Genomic DNA, 19,090 nt, shown 5'->3' with positions numbered 1-19,090 from the left:
CCCTGGCGCGCCAGCTCGACAGCGCGGCGGCGGAACTCGGGCGAGTGTGGAGAGGGCATGGACGACATCCTTCCTGATGATCACGCCTGCCCTCACCTCAAGTGTCCGCGCTACAGGGGGAAGCTCACCAGCCGCTTCCACCCCTGGTTCTCCGACCTGACCCGCCTGTCGCTGCGGCGCATGCTCACACGCCTGCCCGCCCTCATCGCCACCGCCCTGGCCTGGTCGTGGAAGGCCGGCCCCCGCGAGACCCTGCTCACCATCGGACTCAACGTCGCCGCCGGCGCCGTCTCCGCCGTCGTGCTCACCGCCGTCGTCGGCATCCTGCAGGGCCTCTTCGCCGAAGGCCCCACCCCCCAGCGGCTCCAGGCCGCCCTGCCCTCCCTGCTGCTGGCCGGGGCGGCCATCGTGGCCCGCGCCGGGCTGCGCTCCGGGGCGATCTGGGCCCAAGGCCGCCTGACCCCGCTGGTGGAACGGGCCGTGGAGGTCGAGCTGGTGTCGGTGGCCACCGCCACCCGCCTGGAGGCCTTCGACGACTCCGACTGGTGCGACCAGCTGCACCGCGCCCGCACCCTGGGCACCTACGAGGCCGGGCGCATCACCGGCTATGCCGCCGACATCGCCACCGAACTCATCAGCCTGCTGGCCGTGGCCACCGTCGTCACCGTGCTGCACCCCGTGCTGCTGCCGCTGCTGGTGCTGACCGTGGCCCCCGTCGGCTGGGCCGCGATCCGCTCGGCCCGCATGCGCTATGAGCGGATGCGGGCGCTGAGCACCTCCAACCGGCTGCTGTACATGTACACCCACGCTATGACCGAACGCGACAGTGCCGCCGAGCTGCGCGCCTATGCGATGCGGCCCATGCTGCTGGCCGAGTTCTCCCGCATCTCCGACCATGTGCGCGATTCGCTGTTGGCGGTGGTGGGCGACCAGACCCGCACCCGCGCCCTGGGCGACGTGCTGGGCGGCATCGCGACCCTGGCCACCTACACTGCCCTGATCGCACTCCTTTTGGCCGGACTCATGCCGCTGGCGGTGGCCGGCGCCGCCTACGTGGCCCTGGGCCAGGGCAAGGCCGCCCTGGACCGGCTGATGAGCGCCATCAACTCCTGCTATGAGTCCGGGCTGTATCTGTCCGACCTGCTGGAGGCCTTCACCGAGGCCCGCCGCCGCACCCCGCCCGCCACCAGCGGCACAACCCCAGGGCCGCTGCAGGAGCTGCGCGTGCAGGGCGTGGACTTCGCCTACCCCGGCGCGGCCACCAACGCGCTCACCGACGTCAGCATCACCGTCGAACGCGGCCAGGTGGTGGCCCTGGTCGGCGAGAACGGCTCGGGCAAGTCCACCCTGGCCACCCTCATCTCCGGGCTCTACTCCCCGGATGCCGGGGCCATCCGCTGGAACGGCACCGCCATCACCGACCTCGACCAGGAGCAACTGCACGCCCGGATCGGGCTGATCCGCCAGCAGTACCAGCAGTGGCCCTTCTCCGCCGAACGCAACATCACCATGGCCGCCGCCGAGGCCACCGATGCGGGCCGGCTGGAACGGGCGCTGCGCCTGTCCGGCGCCGACGCGGTGGTCCACGAACTCGGCCACGGGCTGGCCACCCCGCTGGACACCCGGTTCAAAGACGGCGAGGACCTCTCCGGCGGGCAGCGCCAGCGCATCGCCGCCGCCCGCGGCCTCTACCCCCACGCCGACCTGGTGATCGCCGATGAGCCCACCGCCGCGCTGGACGCCCGCGCCGAGGAGCGGCTGTTCGCCACGTTCCAGGCCGCCGCGCAGGGGGCGGCGGTCCTGCTGATCACCCACCGGCTGGCCAGCACCCGCACCGCCGACTGGATCTACGTGCTCGACCACGGCCGCGTGGTCGAGCAGGGCACCCACACCGATCTGATCTCCCGCGGCGGGCTGTATGCGGAGCTGTACGGCATCCAAGCCGCCGCCTACAACGGGGGCCCGGTCTCGCCGGTCCGAGCGACGGGAGATTCGTAGGCGGGCCAACGAGCCGTTCAAAGGAACCGGTCATCCACGGGAGAAAGCACCACCGGAATGCTGATCATCCGAGATAGGGGTACTCCCCGCGCAGGTACAGGCCGATCTGCTGGCGCATACTCGTGTGGATGTCGAAGTCGTCCAGGTGATCCGGCAGAACCCACTCGACCCCATCAGACTCGTCGTTGACGCGCGGTGCGCCACCGATGGGGTGGCCGATGTAGGCGACTTCGAACTGCTGGCGAATCTCGCCGTCGGTGTAGGCAACGATGTGCCGGGGATCGGAGAAAACACCGAGGAAGCCCGTGACCTCCGCTATGACGCCGGTCTCCTCTTCGCACTCACGTATGGCGCACTGGGCCGGGGACTCGCCGATGTCCTGGGCACCGCCCGGCAGCGCCCACTGACCGGTATCGCGGCGGCGCTGGAGCAGGATCGCGCCCCGGTCGTCGGCCACCAGCAGGTTGCTGGCGGGAATGAGCGTATTCGCCTTCGGCGCGCTCGGGTCGTGGTAGTACTCGGTCCTGCCCATACCGTGGCGCTCCTCCCGCTCTGGGGAAATTCGACCTTCAATGGGATCAATGGAGGGCGGGCCATGCGCTCGTTGTCGAGCGGCCGTGTTGCGCAACCTCGGTGTGTGCTCCGGCATTGGAAACACTTCCAAAGGTGACTTCGATCATTCTATTGACGGGATCCTTGCACAATGCGAGATTCGTAGTCGTGCAACGCATGCAACACTAGTCAGGAGGAGACCATGGCCCTGCAGTTCATCGGCAAGGACCCGCAGTCCGGTAAGGACGGGTCGCCGGCGGTGTTCGTCGACCAAGCGAACGGTGACCTGGTGGTCCAGGGATGGATCGCCGATAGCCGGACCCGGGCCGACTGCCTGGAAGCCGGTCCCATCCCCGATCATGAGACGGTTGTGCGGATGCCGTCCCGTATGGTCGCGATGATGAGGGAGGCCTGTGATGCAGCCGAACGTGCCGACGTTCATTGACATGCTGGCCGACTGCCATAAGTCGGCACTTCATCTGGAGATGCGGGACGCCTATGCCGTGGCCGACGAAGCCGAGGACTTCGAAGCCTGGAAGCGCGGCCACCGCACCGACTGGGATGACCGGGAGTCCTGGTGGCATCCCTACTACCAGGCCGTCGCCGACGCCGTCGCCCGCGGTGTCTCCGTATGCCGGGCGCGTGTCGTCTCCGAGCCGCTCAGCGACTACATCCGCTACGAGCACTACATCACCGAGGCCAACATCCGCGCCGGTGAGCAGGTGCGCTGGCTGCCGCGCCGCCGGGCCACCGACATCGCCCTGCCCGGCAATGACATCTGGCTGTTCGACGACCGCCTGGTGCGTATCTACCACTTCAGCGGTGACGGGGTGCTCCTCGATCAAGAGGTGAGCGAGGATCCCGACCTCGTGCGTCTGTGCGGCTCGGCCTTCGCCGAGGTGTGGGACCGGGCGGTCCCCCATGGCGAGTACACCGTCGATCCCTCCTGACTGTTCCGACCGCCCCCGATGCCGACTTTCCCGTCCTCCAGCGCGCAGGCCGCCCGCGCCGCCGTCGCCGCACGGCTGCGGGAGCTGCGCCTGGAGGCAGGACTCACCGGTGTCGAGCTGGCGCAGCGCTGCGGCTGGCACAAGGCCAAGTCCTCGCGCATCGAGAACGCGCGGACTCCGCCCTCCGACACCGACATCCGCGCCTGGTGCGCGGCCTGCGGCGCTGAACGGCACACCGAGGACCTCATCGCCTCCTCGCGCAACGCCGAGTCGATGTTCGTGGAATGGCAGCGCAAGCAGCGGACCGGGCTGCGTCGGCTCCAGGACTCCTACGTTGAGCGCTATCGCGAAACGACGCACTTCCGCGTCTACTCACCGGACATCGTCCCCGGTTTCGTCCAGACCCCCGCCTATGCGGCGGCGCTGCTTTCTTCCATCACCGACTTCCGCCGGATTCCCGACGACGTCTCCGAGGCGGTGGCCGCCCGCACCCGGCGCTCGCAGATCATCCACGACGGTCACCGCCGCTTCGCCCTGATCGTCGAGGAGGCGGTGCTCCGCTACCGCATCGCAGACGCCGCGACGATGGCGGGCCAGTTGGGGCACCTGCTGTCGATCATGTCGCTGCCCACGGTGTCTCTCGGGATCATCCCCTTCACCGCACCCCGGCCGATGTGGCCGCTGGAAGCCTGCTACATCTTCGACGACCGGCTCGTGCAGGTGGAGTTGCTGACGACTGACGTGACGCTGCGTGCCCCCACGGAGATCGCGACCTATCTCGCAGCCTTCGCGGAACTGCACAAACTCGCGGTCCACGGGGATGATGCGCGCGATTTGATCACATCGGCCATCGCTTCACTGAAGGACTCCTAGCGCAACTTCATGCAACTTGATTGAGCGCGTCTGGACCGTCTGACTACGTTAGCCGCGCAGCCATCGAGGCGTTTCCCGCTGCGATAGCGCTGCGAACACGGCGACCCCGAAGGAGATGGCGTGAACGCTCAATCCGCTGCGGCCGCAAAGCCCGCGGCACCGTCCACCATGTCCCAGCTGACCGAAGTCATGACTCGGACCCTGCCGCAGGGCGGGATCGACCGCATGACCGATGAACGCATCGAGGAGATCCTCGCCGTTCCCGCGCTCACCGCCCACCTGTAGGCCGCATCCCAACAGAATCCGGGGGTCAGGGAATGGAGACAGGGATGCACGACTGGAACGCGAGGGTCACCCTTTTGTTCAGCGCCGGCGCGCGGCCGCTGAAACCGGCGCCGGAACTAACGCTGGCGGAGCTGCTGCTGGCCAACCGCCTCCCGCCGTCGCTGTTTCAAGCCTACGAAGTGCCCGGCGACGGATCGCTGAAGCCCATTCCCATGACCCTGACCCCCGGGCAGGTCCCCCAGCACCACACGGTCCTTCTGCAGTGCATGCGCAACACCGACATCGACGCGCTGCGCCCCGCTGAGATCGAGACCGTGCGCCATGCCGACGAGCCGACCACGGCGCTGCTGGACTTCCACTACGCCGACGACGGCAAGAGTCCACAACATCGGGCGCACCTCGTCGACGACACCGCCATGCGCGAGATCGTCTTCACCAAGATCGCCGACTTCCTCGCCCGCCATGAGATCCCTGTGCCCCTTGTCGCGGGTATCTCCGGTGGCGGCGACAGCAGCAGCCTCGTGCAGGGTGTGGTCCGCTACACGGCTGAACACGGCCTGGATCCGTCGGCGGTCACCTGCTTCACGCTGGTGATGGATCCGCTCTGGCCGGAGTCCGCGGCTCAGCGGGCCCGTGCGCTGTGTGCCGACGCGGGGTTCGAGCACGTCGTGCTCCATCCCGAAGACACGACAGCGCTCGTGGGGATGAGCGGCTCACCCCGCGCGCTGTGGGCACGCTTCGAGCAGGCCTACGGCGCCGACTCCTCCCACTTCTTCGGCACGTTCTTCGTCAATCTGGTGGGGCGCGCGCTCTGCGCGGAGCGCGCCGCCGGCCACCTGCTGGTGGGATACCAGCGCGAGGACGTGATGGCCGAGTTGCTCTTCCTGCTGATGAACGGCCGTCGGCCGCTGCCGTTCCCACGCCGCCGGACCGGTGAGGTGGAGGTGCTGATGCCGGTGTGGGATGTGCCCAAGAGTCTGCTGGACGCCTGCTATCCCAGTGTCAGCGAGAGCAACTACGCCGAACGGGTCGATTCCACCGCGGTACGGCGCTCGTCCATCTACTACCTGGCGCACTGCCTGGACGCGCTGGTGCCGCAGATGTCGCTCTCTCTGATGAGCGGAATCAAGTCGCTGATGGACGAGACGGGAGGTTGGCAGGAGCTTTCGCACGTGGGCACGACGCCGTTGCTGCATACCGGCTACGCGACCACCCCCGAGCAGTCGGCGATGGTCGAGCTGCTTCTCGAGCACTTTCCGCAATGGCATTCGCCCACCACGCACCCCCAGTAGGCTTGTCGCCGATCACGCAGCGCAACGCAGGAGGCCACACCCATGGGCCAGGCCGCCCAAGCACCGTCCGGCACGCGCGACTTCCTCGCCGATGAACTGCGCCGCCGCAAGTCGGCGATCGCCGCCGTCTCCGATGTCTTCGAACGCTACGGATTCGACCCGCTGGAGACCCCGGCCTTCGAACGGCTCGACGTCGTCACCGGAAAATACGGCGAGGAAGCCGCCAGCCTCCTGTTCAAGATCCTTCGGCGCGGCGTCCACGAGACCAGCGGCCAAGCCGACCTTGCGCTTCGCTACGACCACACCGTGCCGCTGGCACGCGTGATCGGCACCCACGGCTCCAAGCTGCCCTCCCCGTTCAAGCGCTACGCCATCGGCCCCGTGTGGCGGGCCGACCGTCCCCAGGAAGGCCGCTTCCGCGAGTTCGTCCAGTGCGACGTGGACACCGTCGGCTCCCACTCGCCACTGGCCGACGCCGAGATCGTCTACGCCGTCGCCCACGCTCTTGAAGCACTGGGTATCGCCGACTTCCGTTTCCTGGTCAACAGCCGTGAAGCGCTTCGCGGTCTGCTCGAGGTCTACGGCGTCGAGGCCGCGCTGGGCGACGGAGTCCTGGCCACCTTGGACAAACTCGACAAGGTCGGCACCGAAGCCGTCGTCGCCGAACTGGCCGAGCGCGGTGTGTCCGCCGCAACCGCCGAGAGCATGATCGCCGACATCGCGGCCGACAGCCCGGACCGCATCCGCGCCAAGTTGGAGGCCAACCCGCGCGGCAAACAAGGGCTCGCCGAAGTCGACCGGCTACTGGAGTTGACCAGTGGCCTGCAAGGGCGCACCGCCTTCGCCCCGCGCATGGTGCGCGGCCTGGACTACTACACGGGCGCCATCTGGGAGGTCGAGGCCGCCGGCTACCCCGGGGCCGTCGCCGCCGGCGGCCGCTACGACCGGCTGGTCGCCGCGCTCGGCGGGCCGGATGTGCCCGCCGTCGGCGGATCGGTGGGCATCGAACGCATCCTCGCCATGCGCGAGCCGGCGCCAGAAGACGAGCCGGGCCTCGATGTGGCGCTGACCGTGCTCGACGGCGGCGAGGCCGACCTCATGCGGCTGGCCCACGAGCTGCGCCGCAGCGGCCTGCGCGTGGGAACCTATCTGGGCTCCTCCAGCAAACTCGCACGCCAGCTCAAGTGGGCCAACGACCGCAACGCCCGCCTCGCCGTCATCCGCGGCGCCGGCGAACAGGCGGCCGGTGAGATGGCAGTGCGCGACATGGCCTCCGGTGAGCAGCAGCGGGTGCCCGACGCGGACGCGGTTGCCGGCATCCAGCGTCTCCTTCGAGGCTGACCCCTCCGACGTGCCGGGCCCGCCCTTGGGCGGCCCGTTCTCTCCACCGGTGCGCGGGCTCCCCCGCAACAGCTCCTATTTGCCCGGTCGGACGGCGCCCATGAACCGTGGGCCGTAGAAGTCGTCGCGCACGGGCTGGATTCGCACGCTCTGACCGGTGGAGGGTGCGTTGACCATTTCCCCGTCGCCGATGTACATCGTGACGTGGCTGGGGGCGGGGCCGGGCGAGCCGACGTCGGTGGTGTCGTAGAACAGCAGGTCGCCCGGCTTTAGTTCGCTGCGGTCCACGCGGGTACCGGCCCCGTACTGGTCGGTGGTCACCCGGGGGATGTCCACTCCGGCGGCCTGCCAGGCGCGCATGACCAGCCCGGAGCAGTCGAACCCGCCTGGCCCGACTCCGCCCCACACGTAGGGCTTGCCGACTTGGTCCAGCGCCCAGGCCACCGCGGCCTGGCCCTGGTCGCTGGCAGGGTCGCCGCCGAGGTCGGGGGCGGCCTGGTCGAACCGGTCGATGGCCACCAGCACGTCGGCGACGTATCGGTCGCTGTGGTTGTAGCGGAACAAGGCCGACGACAATTCCTCCCGATCGGTGAAGTTGGTGCCAGAATCCCCGCCGCTGAAGCACAGCTCCCGACCGGAGGCCAGGGCGGAGTCGTCGGCGTTGTGCGGGTCGGCGACCCCGTCGTTGTTGCCGTCGGCGCCGTAGTCGTCCCACCCGGAGGGAAGGTGCTGGTTGGGGCCGACCGCGCGGTCGTAGGTGGTGTCGCGGTCCCAGCGCCCGTGGTCGGTGTCGTAGTGCGGGGTGGTGTTGCCGCCGGTGCCGGAGCCGTCGAGGCGGGGGCCGATGATGGGCGGGGTGATGTCGCCGTTGGCGTCGATGTCGTGCCCGGCGGCGAGGTCGGATTCGATCTGGCCGATGCCGGCGAGGATCTGCCAGCGCATCCCGTCGCATTTGCCGGTGGCGGCAAGTTCGGCGGCCGCGCTGGTGTAGGCCTGCAGCAGCCGGTCGGGTATCCCGTCGACGTGGGCGGGGGCCTGGGAGGGGCTGCCGGTGGCGATGGCGCCCAGCAGCACGGGCAGGGCGATCAGGGCGGCGACGGCGGCGATGAGGAGCTTGAGCACCCGGCTCTCCCTACGTCTGGGCGGCGGGGCGGTGCAGGTCGGTGAGGCTGCGGTGCGGGCCGTCGCGGAGGGGCCGCCAGACGGGCTCGGCGGGTCCGGGATCGAGGAGTTGGGCCGCGGTGGTCAGCCACACCGGTACGTGGGGGGCCGGCTCCTCGGCGAGGCGCTCGGCCAGGTTGGTCTCGCGGGTGGCGGCGGTGGTGGTGAGGAGCAGCGGGGTGGTGATGCGGGTGGCCTCGGCCAGGTGCTCATAGCCCGGCAGCTTGGCCGCGACCCGGGCGAGGGGTTCGGTGCCGGTGTCGTACTCGAGGAAGGCGTCGACGGCTCCGCCGGGGTGGCGGTAGCGCAGGAAGGCGTCGGGGCGGATGTAGGTGCCCCATTCCTGGGCGCAGCGGGCCTCGTCCCACCAGATCTCCAGGCGGTGCCCCTCGTCGGTGCGGGCGGCCAGGGTGGCGGCGACCAGGACCTCGCGCACGCCGATGTGGTGGTGCAGCCGGGCCGAGTGGGCCAGTGCGAGGGCGCGCTCAGCCCGCGGCGCGAGCTCGGCGGCGGGCTGGTCGCGGTGGCGGGCGAGCAGGTGCACCCCGGCCGAGGCCAGCACCCAGCACCAGGGGGCCGACCCGGGGGCGGTGTGGGGGCGGAAGCGCTCCAGCACGCCCAGGCGGTGCAGGGTGAGCAGCCGGGTGCGGGCCCGCCGGGAGGAACGGCGGCCGAAGAACAGGGCGGCCACCTGTTGGGTGGTGAGCAGACGCTGATCGTGGAGGGCCTGTAGGAGGGTGTAGTCGCGGGGGGTGAGGCGGTGGGCCAGCGCGGTGAGCAGGCCCGGGCTCAGGCGGGGCGGCACGGGAGGGCTCCTCCTTCCTCTGCTGGTGTCGCGCGGGGGTCACAGGCGGGTGCGGACGTCGGGCAGGGCCGGGGCGTGCTGCGCCGCGGGCGGGTGCGGGGTGTGGTGGCGGGCGGCCTTGCGCACCGCGGTGGCCCTCCCGGGCACCGGCGGGGGCAGGGGGCGGGTGCGCAGCGTGGCGACGGGGCGCTCAACGGCGCCGACCAGCAGGCGGGCGGCCACCTGGTACTCGCCGAGGTGGGTGAGGTCGTGGGCGCCCAGCCCGGGCAGGGTGTGGGCCTCCAGGGCTGCGGCGTCCTCCGGTGAGCAGGTGAAGTAGATCTTGGAGCGGGCGTTGGCGGCCAGCGCCTTGCGCAGCTCGGTAGGGAGCTGGCCCAGTTCCTGGTGGGCCAGGGTCAGCGAGAGGCGATAGCCCCGGGCTTCGGCGAGCATGTCGGCCAGCGAGCCGGGCTGGAGCAGGAAGTTGTGGGCCTCGTCGATGAAAGCGCCCACATCCGGGCGCTCATGCTCGGGCTTGCTGACGCGGGCGGTGACGGTCTGCCAGGTGGCGGCCAACCCCAGTGCTCCGACGAGGGAGCTGGTGTCTTCGCCGAGGACGCCCTTGGGCAGGCGCAGCAGCACGAGCCGGCCGGTGTCGAACGCTGAGGCGAGGTCGACGGTGGAGGGTCCGGAGGCGATGACCTGGCGCACCCAGGGCCGCAGCAGAGCGGTGCGCAGTTTGTTGAGGACGGGGCCGGTGGCCGCGGCCCGGGCGCCCGAGGAGAGCTGTTCGTACCAGTCCCAGAACCCGGCCAGGACCGGGTCGCGCACGCGGGCGGTGATGGACCGGCGGTAGTTCTCGTCGGTGAGTAGCGGCGGGATCTCCCCCAGGGTGAGAGTGGGGTCGCCGGTGCGGGCGAGGGTGAGGGTGGCCGCGCGCAGGATGTCGTCGGTGCGCGGTCCCCACGAGTGGGCATAGATCCGGCGGAAGATGCCCACGACGGTGTCGGAGACGAAGTCCGCGTCGGCGCCGTGCAGGAGGTTGAGGCGCGGGGGCGGGGCATTGTCGTCGGGGTCGAACAGGATGGTCTTGTCGGCGGCGTGTTCGGGCAGGCGGGCGAGGATGTCGGTGATCAGGTCGCCGCGGGGGTCGATGACCAGGGCGGCCCGGCCCGCCTTGGCGTCTTGCAGGGCGAGGTTGGCGAGCAGGGTGGATTTGCCTTTGCCGGTGGCGCCGATGATGTGGGTGTGCTGACGGGCCTCGGGTACGCCGAGGGCGACGGGCCGGGTGGGGCCAGCGTCGGCGTCGCCTACCACCCGGGCGGGCTCGGCCTCGCCCGTGGGCACGGCGGGCACCGGGGGGATGCTGCGGGCACCGGCCCGTGCCAGCCCGGGCACCGCCGCGTCGGTGGGCAGGTGGGCCAGGGCGGCCAGTTCCAGGGTGCTGAGCAGGTAGCCGCGGGCCAAATAGCGCCGGTGGGCCCACACCCGTGGGGCCCACATGCGCCCCATAAGGAGGCCGCGGCGCAGGTGGTTGGGCCCGGAGAAGACCGCCAGGGCGCCGGCCACGGCTGCGGCGCGCCCGCGCATCCGCTCACCGGCCTCGGAGTCGGAGAGGGTGGTAGCCAGGTGGTAGGAGACCTGGCAGGCCAGCCGCGGGGACTGGGCCTTGGTCAAGATCGCGCGGACGTTCTCGCTCACGTCGGGCGGCAGCACGCCGCGCCGCCCCGACCGTCCGGGGTCGAACGCGTCGGCCCACAACGCGGTGTGTGCGCCGCGCAGGCGGGCCGCGACGGCACGGGCGCGGGCCAGCCGCGGCCCGGTGACGGGGCGGGCGCACACGCGCACACACACGTACTGCCCGGGTTCCAGACCGGAGAGGGCGCCCAGCAGCCCGCGCAGCGGGTCCTCATGGAAGCGGGTGCGCAGCGGGTATTCATCGCCGCGGGCCAGGCGCATCCACCCGCCCGTCGCCTTCTGCCCAGCGGGGACCGCGGGGGCAGCGGGGCGGGTGGTGGTGGTCGCCCCGGGCCAGGCCGCGGCGGCCGCGCGGGCCACCAGCCCGGGCGGGATGGTGCCGGGCACCCACACGCGGATGCTGATCCCGGCCGCTGCGGCGGTGTATTCCCAAGCCAGGTGAGGTTGGGCGAGCATCCGGGACCAGCGGGGGCGCAGCAGCCCGGGCATCTGGGACCAGAACGCCTCGGCCCCCTCCAGGGTGGCGGTGGGCGGCGGGTGGATCTCCACCAGGCGGGCGCCCTGGGCGGCCAGGCGGTAGCGGAGCCACCGCAGGACGGCCACCGCCACCAGGGCCGCCGCACCCGTGGCGGCGGCCAGCCCGATGGCGGGGCCGGCGTGGGCAATTGCCGTGTCGATCCCGGAGGTCCTCATGCCCCGTCCTCCTCTGGGCCGGCCGCGCGGCCCGAGGGCGCGGCCGTGAACTCTGGGGAAGTTGTGATCAGGGCGTCCTCGTGCGGGGCGGCCAGGGCGTGCACCCCCACCCGCTGGTGGCCGGCCAACAGCAGCGCGTCCCCGCGCGGGGCCGCGGCCACGATCTGGCGCTCGCCGTGGGAAAGTTGAAAGGCCGAGGTCACCGCGTCGAGGTTCTGCGGGGCCTGGCGCAGCAGGACCTGGGTGGCGGCGTTGGCCGCTACCGCCCGTCCCATGTCGGTGGCCAGCACGTCGCCCACGTCCTGGGTGATCAGGGTCAGCCCGGCGGCGTGTTTGCGGGCGGCTTTGGCCATGCGCTGCAGGTACTTCGCGGCCACCGGGTTCTGCAGCAGCAGCCACGCCTCGTCGACCGTCACCAGCCGCGGGCGCACGTGGGCGGTGTCGGTGATGCGGCGCCAGAGGCGGTCGAGGACCAGCAGCATGCCCACGTCAGAGGCTTCCTCGGGCAGGTGGCGCAGCGAGCACACCACCAGGTGGCCCGCGAGCGGCAGGCTGGTGGGGCCGTCGAACAGGGCCTTGTAGGCGCCGTGGGTGTAGGGGTGCAGCCGGTCGGCCAACCGCGCCCCCTCGGCCTCGCCTTGTTCACGCAGGGCGTGGGCGAGGTCAGCCAGAACCGGGGGCTTCCGTGCCCAGGTGCGGGTATCGGCGGTGATGCCGGCGCCGGTGTAGGCGGCGAGGATGGCCTTGTCGAGCACGGCTGCGGTGGTCGCGTCCAGGTCGCCGACCATGGTGGCGATGAGGGTGTGGATGAACAGGGCGCGGCGCGTCAGCCCCTGGTCCGCCTCCTGGTCGCCGTCTCCTTCTGCGGCGGGGGCGGGCAGGTCGAAGGGGTTGATCCGCCCGGCGGGGGTGCCCACCGCCACTCGGGTGCCGCCCACCGCTTCGGCCAGGGCGGCGTATTCGTCCTCGGGGTCGATGACGGCGGCCTCGATGCCGGCTATGAGCGAGCGCAGGAGTTCGAGCTTGGCGAGGTAGGACTTTCCGGCCCCCGACCGGGCGAGGATCACCATGTTGTGGTTGTCGATTCCGGGGGTGAAGCGGTCCCACAGCACCAGCCCGGCCGAGTGGGTGTTGGTGCCCCACACCACCGTCGTCTGCCCCAACTCGGCGGTGTCCAGATCCGGGGAGGTGATCGGCAGCAGGGCGGCCACGGCGTCGGTGTCCATGCTGCGGGCCTGACCCAGGGCGTCGGTGCCCAGCGGCAGGGTGGAGATCCACCCCGCCAGGGGGCGGAAGGTGGCCGGTGCGGTGTCGATCAGCAGCGACGCGGCTAGCGACCGCAGGTGGTCGGTCTCGGCCGCCAGTTCGGGCGCGGTGTCGGCGTAGACGGTGATGTAGAGCGCGAGGCGGAACAGTTTGCCGCGGCCGGTGGCCAGGCGCTCGGCCAGCGCGGCGGCGTCTTCGGCGGCCGTCCCGGCTTGGACGTCCTCGACCCGGCCGTGGGCGGTCTCGTGGCGCCAGGCCGACTCCAGCCGGGCGCGGCGCCGCCGCAACCGGTGGGCGGCCACCTCGGGGGCGACGGGTTCGATGTGGGCGGCCACCGCGCAGCGGCCCGGGTAGCCCAGCAGGGGGTCGGCCCACCCGGCGCTGACATCGCGCGGGTAGCCGGTGACGATGAGGGTCTGGGCCCAGGTGTCCTCGACGATGAGGCGGCGCGGGGTGGTCGCGATGGCGGGCCCGCCCAGGCGGGTGGAGCCGCCGGGGCGGGCCAGGCGTTGCAGCAACCTCAACGTTCCTCCTCCTCGGTAGCGGTGGATTCGGGTGCCGCGGGTTCGGCAGGGTCCGTGGCCGGGTGGAGGCTGTCGTGCAGGTAAGCCCAGGCCGCCTCCCCGTCGCACACGCGGGCGCGCAGGCCCAGGGCGGCCAGTTGGGTGACCACGTCCTCGGCGCGTTCCCGCAGCCCGCCGGCGGCGGTGGTGGTGAGCACGAGCAGCAGGTGGCGCTGCAGCAGGTCGCGTCCGGCCTGCAACTCGGCGAGCCAGGCGGCGTGGTCGAGCGCGGCCTGCTCCAGGTCGGGGTGGGCCAGCGCCGGAGCCCGCTCCTGCAAGAGGTGTATGAGCGGGGTGAGGTCGTGGCGGCGGGCGCGCACCAGGATCTGGGCGGGCTCGGTCAGGGTGTGCAGGATGCCGGCGAAGGCGCCGACGGCCGCGTCCTGCTCCCCGGTCGAGGCGAGGGCGAGGTTGAGGGTGGAGCATTCCACCATCACCGCCTGCCGATCGCCCAGGTCGAGGGTGCCGTCGTCGCCGATTGCGCGGGCGGGCAGCCGCAGCGGCGCCAGCGCGGGCTGGCGCGGGGCGGTTGGTGCCCAGGCCGGCAGCGGGCGGATGCCGCCGGGCGCGCCCACACGGCGTTTGGGGGCGCGCAGCCACCGCACTCCGGCCCAGGCCAGGGCGTCCAGGCTCATGCCGTCGCGGCGCCCGGCAACCACCGCCACCCCCGCCCCTACCAGCGGGGCAAGGGCCAGGCCCAGGGCCCACAGCGGCAGATACGGGCGCAGCAGGCCCACCGCCGCCCACGCCGCAAGAACCAGCGGGGCCAGCAGCAGGAGTTGGCGGGCACTGAGCCCAGCGATGATCGGATCGGGTTTGTCGATGTCGGCGGGGATCTGTGTGCGCCACCGCGTTCCGGTCTCACTCGTGCTCATCGGGCGTCGTCCTTTCACCGGAAGACTGACCGCGGTTTCGGTTGGGGCCGCCGCGGGGGTTGGGTGCGGGGCGCGCGGGTGCGTCCGGGCGCGGCTGCTCCGACGGGCGGCTGGACTCCCTGCGGGGCGCAGGCTCTGTGGGCGGAGTGGGGCGCTGGGGATTAGCGAACAGCGGTCGCTGGCCGCGGCCGGGGCGCCGGGGCTCCTGCTCCAGCGGGGTGGGGGCCGCGTCCCTCCACCGCTGGGCGATGCGCCGACTCGGGAGGTTGGGCGGGGGCTCGGCGGCGCGCGGCCGCCCCGACTGCGGTGATCGCCGGCCGGTAGGGCGGGTACGCGGAGTGGGGAACAGGGCTTGCTGGCCCGCCCCAGGCTGCGGGGCCGGGCGTTCCCGGGCGGGGGCCGCGTCGGGATCGCGCAGCCGCTGGGTGGCGCGCCGCCCGGGCACGCGGGTGGGCGGCGGGGTGGGCAGTACGCCCTGGCGCCAGCGCCGCGGACGGGCGAACAGCGACATCTGCCGGCCTTCGGACGGCTCGGGTGGGGCCACACGACCTCCCTGGGTGGTTGCGTCAGAAGGAGAAACACCGTCCCGACCGCTGCCGGCACGGATGGGGCGGGTGCGCGGCCCAGGTGACGGCCGCGAGCGCCCGCCCGCGGCCGGACCGGCCGATCCGCTGCTGGAGGAGCCGGATGTGCGGGGGCCCGCACCGGCGCGCCGACCGGCCCTGCCGCCTCCGGTCGAGCCACCGCCGCCGGGGGCCGCACCGGACCGGGTGCCTGCCCCGCCGGGTCCGCGCCCCACCGGGCTCGCCCCACCACCGCCACGTCGGGTCGCACCCGCCGCCGCGGCGCCGCGGCCCGGCAGGACCTTGCGGAAGACCAGCGCCATCACCGCGGTGCGCACCGCCGCCGCCAACGGGGAGGACCCGGGATTGTCGCGCCAGACCAGCCGCATGATCCAAAACGGCACCCGGATCTGGATGTAGAGCACCGTCAGCAGCAGCGACAGGTTGACCAGCCAGTCCTCGTTGCTCTCGTCGATGACGTGGATCTCGCCCTGGAAGGCGACACGCACCAGCGCCGTAAACGCCAGCGACTGGGCGATCGGCATCGCCAGCACCCCGGCCATGCACCGCCACCACAGCGCGGCCAGCCGCTGGGTGTGGGGCAGGGCGTGGAAGGCCAGCAGCAAGGGGGCGGCGATGATGAGGGTGATGGTCGCGGCGATGCGCACCGCCTCCATCACGCACCACACCACCAGCAGCACCACCACGACCACCAGCATCAGAACGACGAAGATGGTCGCGTCCATCAGCAGGGTGTCCAGCCGGTCGCGGAAGCGGGTGGCGGCACGGCCGGCATCGACCCCTATGGCGGAGATGCCGGCGGCGATGCCGTTGGCGCCGCGGATCATCTCGGTGGCGATCCACAAGGACGTGTGGGCGGCCACGAACCCCACAACGAGCCGCGGCAGGATCTCGCGGGCCGAGTAGCGCTGCTGCAGGCTCTGGTGGCCTGTCACGATCACGCCGCCGGCCAGGATCGCCAGCACATACAGCACGCTGGTCGCCTGCAGGGTCGCCTCCCACACAGACTCCACACCGCCGGAGGGCAGCGGGGTGTGGAAGGCGCGCGAGCCCAACCAGCCCATCAGCGGGTCCAGCGCCCCGGTGACCAGGTCGAAGAACCAGTTGGAGACATGGCAGGAGACTTCCAGGGCGCCGCAGTCGGTGAGCTCCTCCGGCAGGTGCGCGTCCGATCCGCCGCCGTCACCGCCACCGCCCGAACCTCCGCCATCGGGTTCCTCGGGTGGCGGGGGCGCCGGCGAGGGCTCGGGCGAGGGGCTGGGCTCAGGGCTGGGCGGCGGGGACGGTTCGGCACCGGGCTCGGGTTCGGGCGGGCGCGGCTGGACCGGATGCAGCACGGGGGCTCACCCGCCCCCGGCGTCGCCCACGATGAACTCGAGCACGTCGAGCAGCACCGTGGCCAAAAGCGCGATCACATAGCCCAGCGCGGCGCCCATCAGCGAGCGGCGGGCCTTATCGACCTCGCCCGGGTCGCCCCCGGCCAACAGCCACCGCAGCCCGCCGACGGTCAGCAGCAGGGTCGCCAACGCGGCCAGCAGCGCGATGATGACCTCGCGGATGCGGCCGATGACGTTGACCAGCTCGTCGGTGCCCTGGCCACCACCTCCCTGGGCCAGCGCCTGGGCGGCGGGCACCGCCAGCAGTGCTGCGGCCGTGCAGCCGATGACGGCGAGACGCCGGAGGCGGCGCCCGCGGCGGCGGGGGCGGGTTCGGGTCCGGGTCACATTGCACCTCCGCAGAAACGGTGAGGGGCGGGTGAGGTGGGTCCGGCGCCGCCCGTGCGGGCCTCCTCCCTTCTACGAAGCGGGATCGGGCGGGCGTGTCCTGTCAGGGCAAACAGAGCAGCAACCCCGGTGGGCGGCGCCGAACTCACTTCAGAAACCTCGCCACCGCCGCCCGCAGAATCGACACCCCGGGGACGGACGGGGCGATACGCGGCGTCAGGACAGGGCAGGGGCTTCAGGCGGGCCGCCGCCGGGTGCGGGGGTGCTGATGCGGGTGCCGATGTCGCCGGCCTCGATGGCGGCGACCAGCCGGGCCTCGGCGCGGTGGCGGCGCTTGTGCACGGTCTTGTAGCCCAGGCCGAGGTCGGCGGCGAACTGGTGCAGGGTGGTGGCGGCCAAGCGAGTCTCGCCGATCAGCTGCGCCTCCGCCGGTGTGATCACCCCGGCGGCCACGGCGTCGGCCAGCACCAGGTCGGGATGGCCCCACGGCGGCCGCGGCGCGGCCGACTCGCACAGCTGGTCGCCCACGCGGGGCTGGCGGTCCTCGCGGTGGCGGGCGCGGATCCCGGCGCGCTGGGCGCGGCACCGCAGCCGCCACACCAACCGGGTCCACGACAGGTCGACCGCGCCGACGGCGGTGACGAACGCGGCTAGGATCTCGGCTTCGACGTCGGCGGCCGCCGCCTCATCGAGGCCGCGGGTCGCACGCCGGGCCGCGGCGCGCAGCCCGGGCATGGCCAACCCGATCGCGGCCACCATCCACTCCTCGTCGGCGCGGGCGCGGGCGATGACGCGGCGCCAGGTCCGGTCGCGGTCGCGGTGACTGGTGGCCGGCTCCAGCAGCCACGTCCGGACCCGGTGCAGGTCCATGGTTGTGGGTGGGACGCATCCGCCTGCGTCCGGACTCTCGGACGCGATCTCGGGGAACAGCCACAGCTCCTCGGCCAGGCGGGCGAAGGCGTGCTCGGCCGCGCGCAGCGGCGCGGAAGCAGACGTCGGGACGGGGACGGTGTCCATGGCAGCGGACCTTTCGCATCGCGGTTTCGTTGACCACGACCCACCGCAAGAGATCCGGCGGACACACCGCCGACACGACGCGAACCACCGGGCGACACCCCACCCACCCGCCGCGGACAGACTGGCGACACACCTCACTCAGGTCCCGGCGGGGTACTCGCATCCCAAGGATGCTGAACTGCGCTGACACCGCCGGGCTGGTCATGGGATCCCTAAGCCGGCCACCCGTGGAAAATCTTCGCGCGAAGGGCGGACAGAGTCCGGCCACGGTCCCGGACCGCGCGAACGCCGCGACGGGGGGCCTCAGACGCGGAGGCATCCGGCCACGGGCGCCGCGTCGCCGAGCGTCCGCCCCGTATCTCGCTTCGCGGACGATGCAATGACCCGCCCTCGGGGCGGCATGTCCGCCGCGTCGCCGAATGCTCCTCGCTGGGGCGTCCGGACACGCGACGGCGCTGCGCCCCGCCCGCAATCGGACGCTCCAACGACGGCGCAGAGGACAGCGAGGAGACCTCACGTGTCCGGACGAATGGGCGGAGCCACCGGTCCGGTGGCCGGTGGCTCCGCCACGGTCAGGCGGCCCCAGCAGGGCGGCGGTGGCATGAGGACCGTCCCGGAACGGGGCGAAGGCTGCCATGAACGTCTTCGGCCCCGTCCCGCTCGCCGACCTGAGTCGTTTCGGGCGAGGACGCGCCTCAGCCCGTCGGACCCGGCGCCGAGGCGTAGTAGCGCCGGGACGGCGGCACCAGCAGCAGGGCGAACAGGATCAGGCCCGGCGCCAGGCCCACCACCGCCAGCATCACCGTTCCCGATGAGACCGCCGCGCAGGCCGCCCCCGCCCCCGCCAGAACGACGAAGGCGGCCAGACTGCCCCACGGCACCGCCGAGGACCGCCGGCCCCCGATCCCGCCGATGACGAAATACAGCACCGCCGCCGCGAGCATGGCCAGCGCCCCCATACCGATCTCGTTGGAGACCCGCTCGGCCTCAGCGCCCATACCCGAGTCGAAGCGGGCGCCCAGCGCGGCGAGCCCGAAGGCGAGCGCAAACAGCACAGTGAAGCCGCCGAAGACGAAGGCGCAGATGCGGGCGGCGATCACCGCGCCGGGCTGGCCGGACTTGGCGGGCCGGGGCGCATAGGGGTGAGCGGGGCCGAGGCCGTAGGGCGCCGGGTAGCCGCCTCCGGCCGCCGGATAGGCCGGGCCGACAGGAAAACCGCCGCCCGGGGGGTGGGGGTGCCCCGCTGACGGGCCGGGCGGGTACCAGCCGCCCGGCGGGGGCTGCTGGTGGCCCGGCCCGTACTGCTGCCCCGGGCCGCTGGGAGCCGGCGGCGGACCCGAGGGGCGGGCGGGGCCGTGGTCGGGGGTGTGCACAGGGGGATTCCTCCGTTGGGCGTTCGCGCAATCGGACCAACGTATCGGGGCGCGCCGAGGG

General features: G+C 72.4%; 17 protein-coding genes. 7 read left to right on the top strand and 10 right to left on the bottom strand.

The window, feature by feature from the left end; genetic code table 11:
- Positions 1-57 precede the first annotated feature (57 nt).
- A complete protein-coding gene (locus tag RM446_RS19620; RefSeq protein ID WP_311546828.1) occupies positions 58-1,998 on the top strand; it encodes an ABC transporter ATP-binding protein in 1,941 nt (646 codons plus the stop codon).
- Between the two features lie 64 nt (positions 1,999-2,062).
- On the opposite strand, the gene RM446_RS19615 is transcribed toward RM446_RS19620, so the two are convergent.
- Complete coding sequence (locus tag RM446_RS19615) at positions 2,063-2,530, bottom strand: NUDIX domain-containing protein (RefSeq protein WP_311546827.1); 468 nt, start codon at positions 2,528-2,530, stop codon at positions 2,063-2,065.
- A gap of 222 nt (positions 2,531-2,752) precedes the next feature.
- Here RM446_RS19615 and RM446_RS19610 point away from each other — a divergent pair, with 222 nt between their 5' ends.
- From RM446_RS19610 to hisS, 6 genes are all read left to right on the top strand, one after another.
- The gene (locus RM446_RS19610; RefSeq protein WP_311546826.1) at positions 2,753-2,995 is read left to right on the top strand and encodes a hypothetical protein; all 243 of its coding nucleotides are present in this window, start codon (positions 2,753-2,755) and stop codon (positions 2,993-2,995) included.
- Positions 2,967-3,500 (top strand): DUF6879 family protein, encoded by a 534-nt coding sequence (locus RM446_RS19605; RefSeq protein ID WP_311546825.1) that lies wholly within the window; start codon positions 2,967-2,969, stop codon positions 3,498-3,500. The genes RM446_RS19610 and RM446_RS19605 overlap by 29 nt, the downstream gene beginning before the upstream one ends.
- Before the next feature lie 18 nt (positions 3,501-3,518).
- Positions 3,519-4,373, top strand: coding sequence for a helix-turn-helix domain-containing protein (locus RM446_RS19600; RefSeq protein WP_311546824.1), 855 nt, complete (start codon positions 3,519-3,521; stop codon positions 4,371-4,373).
- Positions 4,374-4,493: 120 nt separating this feature from the next.
- Positions 4,494-4,658, top strand: a complete 165-nt coding sequence (locus RM446_RS19595; RefSeq protein WP_311546823.1) for a hypothetical protein — start codon at positions 4,494-4,496, stop codon at positions 4,656-4,658.
- A 44-nt stretch (positions 4,659-4,702) separates the two neighbouring features.
- On the top strand, positions 4,703-5,950 hold the full coding sequence (locus tag RM446_RS19590) for a hypothetical protein (protein WP_311546822.1): 1,248 nt from the start codon (positions 4,703-4,705) through the stop codon (positions 5,948-5,950).
- A 42-nt stretch (positions 5,951-5,992) separates the two neighbouring features.
- Complete coding sequence (hisS, locus tag RM446_RS19585) at positions 5,993-7,291, top strand: histidine--tRNA ligase (RefSeq protein ID WP_311546821.1); 1,299 nt, start codon at positions 5,993-5,995, stop codon at positions 7,289-7,291.
- 75 nt (positions 7,292-7,366) lie between these two features.
- Here hisS and RM446_RS19580 read toward each other — a convergent pair whose 3' ends face one another.
- The 9 genes from RM446_RS19580 to RM446_RS19540 all read right to left on the bottom strand — a co-directional run bounded on the left by RM446_RS19580 (position 7,367) and on the right by RM446_RS19540 (position 19,029).
- Positions 7,367-8,413: a C40 family peptidase gene (locus RM446_RS19580; protein ID WP_311546820.1), complete on the bottom strand. Its 1,047-nt coding sequence runs from the start codon at positions 8,411-8,413 to the stop codon at positions 7,367-7,369.
- A gap of 10 nt (positions 8,414-8,423) precedes the next feature.
- On the bottom strand, positions 8,424-9,257 hold the full coding sequence (locus RM446_RS19575) for a replication-relaxation family protein (RefSeq protein WP_311546819.1): 834 nt from the start codon (positions 9,255-9,257) through the stop codon (positions 8,424-8,426).
- A gap of 39 nt (positions 9,258-9,296) precedes the next feature.
- Positions 9,297-11,627 carry a type IV secretory system conjugative DNA transfer family protein gene (locus tag RM446_RS19570; protein WP_311546818.1) on the bottom strand — a complete coding sequence of 777 codons (2,331 nt, stop codon included), beginning with the start codon at positions 11,625-11,627 and terminating at the stop codon, positions 9,297-9,299.
- Positions 11,624-13,417 (bottom strand): VirB4 family type IV secretion system protein, encoded by a 1,794-nt coding sequence (locus RM446_RS19565; protein ID WP_311546817.1) that lies wholly within the window; start codon positions 13,415-13,417, stop codon positions 11,624-11,626. The genes RM446_RS19570 and RM446_RS19565 overlap by 4 nt, the downstream gene beginning before the upstream one ends.
- Positions 13,414-14,331: a PrgI family protein gene (locus tag RM446_RS19560; RefSeq protein ID WP_311546816.1), complete on the bottom strand. Its 918-nt coding sequence runs from the start codon at positions 14,329-14,331 to the stop codon at positions 13,414-13,416. Before RM446_RS19560 ends, RM446_RS19565 begins: the two co-directional genes overlap by 4 nt.
- Positions 14,318-16,252 carry a hypothetical protein gene (locus RM446_RS19555; protein ID WP_311546815.1) on the bottom strand — a complete coding sequence of 645 codons (1,935 nt, stop codon included), beginning with the start codon at positions 16,250-16,252 and terminating at the stop codon, positions 14,318-14,320. Before RM446_RS19555 ends, RM446_RS19560 begins: the two co-directional genes overlap by 14 nt.
- Before the next feature lie 6 nt (positions 16,253-16,258).
- Positions 16,259-16,639, bottom strand: coding sequence for a hypothetical protein (locus tag RM446_RS19550; protein ID WP_311546814.1), 381 nt, complete (start codon positions 16,637-16,639; stop codon positions 16,259-16,261).
- A 216-nt stretch (positions 16,640-16,855) separates the two neighbouring features.
- Positions 16,856-17,656: a hypothetical protein gene (locus RM446_RS19545; RefSeq protein WP_311546813.1), complete on the bottom strand. Its 801-nt coding sequence runs from the start codon at positions 17,654-17,656 to the stop codon at positions 16,856-16,858.
- Positions 17,657-18,351: 695 nt separating this feature from the next.
- The gene (locus tag RM446_RS19540) at positions 18,352-19,029 is read right to left on the bottom strand and encodes a hypothetical protein (RefSeq protein ID WP_311546812.1); all 678 of its coding nucleotides are present in this window, start codon (positions 19,027-19,029) and stop codon (positions 18,352-18,354) included.
- Positions 19,030-19,090 lie beyond the last annotated feature (61 nt).

Origin of the sequence: Streptomonospora wellingtoniae (assembly GCF_031845375.1) — a bacterium.
GTDB lineage: Bacteria > Actinomycetota > Actinomycetes > Streptosporangiales > Streptosporangiaceae > Streptomonospora > Streptomonospora wellingtoniae.
Note: the sequence above shows the minus strand (reverse complement) of the source record. Positions and strands in the feature narration are given on the sequence as shown.